This window comes from Pseudomonas sp. ABFPK, assembly GCF_001586765.1.
Classification (GTDB): Bacteria; Pseudomonadota; Gammaproteobacteria; order Pseudomonadales; family Pseudomonadaceae; genus Aquipseudomonas; species Aquipseudomonas asiatica.
In genome coordinates this window covers 1-2,848 of the sequence record NZ_LQXW01000064.1, presented here as the reverse complement: position 1 = coordinate 2,848, position 2,848 = coordinate 1, and the positions used below count along the sequence as shown (strand labels likewise).

Here is a 2,848-nt window from a genome sequence, read left to right as displayed (position 1 = left end):
CCCAGGGCAGCGTCGACTTCGAGACCCCGGCGAACGACGTCTACAACAACGGCTCGACTGTCAGCACCACGATTACCGGTGCGACCGGCGGCAACTTCGAACAGCTGACGCCGAACCCGACCCCGGCCCAGACCACGATCAACGACTCGGTCGACACCACCACCGCGACCCTGACGGCCACTCCGTCGGTGACCGAAGGCGGGGTGATCACCTACACCGTGACCCTGAGCAACCCGGCTCAGACCCCGGTGACCGTGACCCTGTCCAACGGCCAGACCATCACCGTCGAAGCCGGCAAGACCCAGGGCAGCGTTGACTTCGAAACCCCGGCCAACGACGTCTACAACAACGGCTCGACCGTTAGCGTGACCATCGAAAGCGCCACCGGCGGCAACTTCGAGCAACTGACGCCGAACCCGACCCCGGCGCAGACCACGATCAACGACTCGGTCGATACCACCACCGCGACCCTGACGGCGACCCCGTCGGTGACCGAAGGCGGCGTGATCACCTACACCGTGACCCTGAGCAACCCGGCTCAGACCCCGGTGACCGTGACCCTGTCCAACGGCCAGACCATCACCGTCGAAGCCGGCAAGACCCAGGGCAGCGTCGACTTCGAAACCCCGGCCAACGACGTCTACAACAACGGCTCGACTGTCAGCACCACGATTACCGGTGCGACCGGTGGCAACTTCGAACAGCTGACGCCAGACCCGACGCCTGCATCGACTGTCATCAATGACAGTATCGATACCGTCACCGTAAGCATCGTCAGTAATGGCAACGTGACAGAGGACCAGCAGCCGTCCTTTACTGTGAAGGTAAGCCAGGCACTGGACCGTCCGTTGACAGTTACTCTGTCGAACGGCGACACCGTGACCATTGAGGCCGGCAAGACCGAAGTGGAATACAAGACCGCAGCCCAAGGCGATGATGTCATCCAGGATGCCGGCTCCGTCACGCTCAGCGTGACAGATGCCACCGTCTCGGGTGCCACCTTCGAGAAGCTGGCGTTCGGAGGCCCGGCCACCGTTGAGATCTCGGACACCATCAGTGAAGTCGTCGCCAAACTGACCGCTACCGAGTCCGTAACCGAAGGTGGCGAAATTACCTACACCGTCACGCTGACCAGCAAGGATGGACTGCCGCTCAACATCCAGTCGCCGCTGTATTTCACTCTCAGCGATGGCAAGACCGTTATTGAGGTACCGGCCAACAGTACAACCGGTTCGATAACCGTTGCCGCGCCGGACAACGTCTACATGGGCGCCAATCCACCGGTAGTCAATGCGATCGATTCGGTCAGCGGTGCTGATGTATGGAAGTTCGAGAAACTGACCTTGGACAAAACCGAGGTCACTACCACCGTGACTGATGAATCCGGCACCCCAGGCTCTGGTGGTGACCTTGTGTGGGTTAGCATCGAGGCCGACCAGGTATCGGTCCTCGAGAACCAGAACCCGACCTTTACCGTGAAGGTCAACACCGTGCTGGCGCACGATCTTGTCGTGACCTTGAGCAACGATGCCCAGGTCACGATCAAGGCGGGAGAAACCAGTGCGCAGTACACCCATGCCGTACAGGGCGACGACGTTTACCAGGACGCCGGCACTATCAGTGTCGGCCTCAAGTCGGCGACCGATACCGCAGGCAGCACCTTCGAGAATCTGCAATTTGGCGGAGCCGCGTCGGTGGGAGTGACTGACACCATCAACGAAGTGGTGGCCAAGCTGACGGCTACCGATTCCGTCACCGAGGGTGGCGAAATTACCTATACCGTCACGCTGACCAGCCAAGACGGCCTGCCGATCAACAACCACTCGCCGCTGTACTTCACCCTCAGCGACGGCAAGACCGTTGTTGTGGTGCCGGCCAACAGCAACACCGGCTCGATCACCGTTACCGCGCCTAATGATGTCTATGTAGGTGCTCAGCCTGTAGTAAATGCGATCGACTCGGTCAGCGGTGCAGATGCCTGGAAGTTTGAAAAGCTGACCCTGGACAAATCGGAAGTCAGCACAACGGTTACTGATGGCCCAGGTTCAGAGGATATTACCTGCCTGACGCTTTCTGCCACACCGACAGTGGCCGAAGGTGGCACGATCACCTACACCGCCACCTTGACCAACAAGGCCGGCACTGACTTGGTCATCAAACTGAGCAACGGCGAAACCATCACCATCGCGGCAGGCCAGAAGGAAGCTTCGATCATCGTCGACGCCCCAGGCGACGATGTGTACATCGATGCCAAAGACCTCAGCGTGACCATCGCCGATGCCACGGGTGGCAATTTCGAGAAGCTGGATGTCAGCAGCAAGGCGGCCGTGACCAAAGTCACCGATACCATCGACACTACCACCGTGACCTTGACGGCCACGCAAAGCGTGGTCGAGGGTGGTGTGGTGACCTACACCGCGTCGGTCAACCACAAGGTCACCGGTTCTGACCTGGTGGTGAAATTGGCCAACGGTCAGACCATTACCATTCCGGTGGGTGAGTCGTCGGCGTCGGTGCCCTTCACCGCGCCAGACAATGCCTACAACACTAATCTGGACCTGACCAACAAGATCACCGACATCTCGGGCGGCAATTACGAGAAGACCGTAGCCGTTGGCGAGCCGGTGACCACTGTCACCGACAACCCGGCGACCCCGGACGTCACCACGCTCACGCTGACCGCGACAGATACCGTGGCCGAAGGCGGCAAGATTACCTACACCGCTACGCTGTCCAACCCGGCGGGTACTGCGCTGACCGTCAAGCTGAGCAACGGCGAGACCATCACCATCGCCGCCGGTTCGAAGGAAGCCTCGATCACCATCGACGCGCCGAGCGACGATGTGTA

At 60.3% G+C, this 2,848-nt stretch carries 1 protein-coding gene; it reads left to right on the top strand.

Features of this window, described 5'->3' with window-relative positions:
• Positions 1-2,848: immunoglobulin-like domain-containing protein (locus tag WM94_RS30565; protein ID WP_371264048.1), on the top strand; the 2,848-nt coding region annotated here is incomplete at both ends.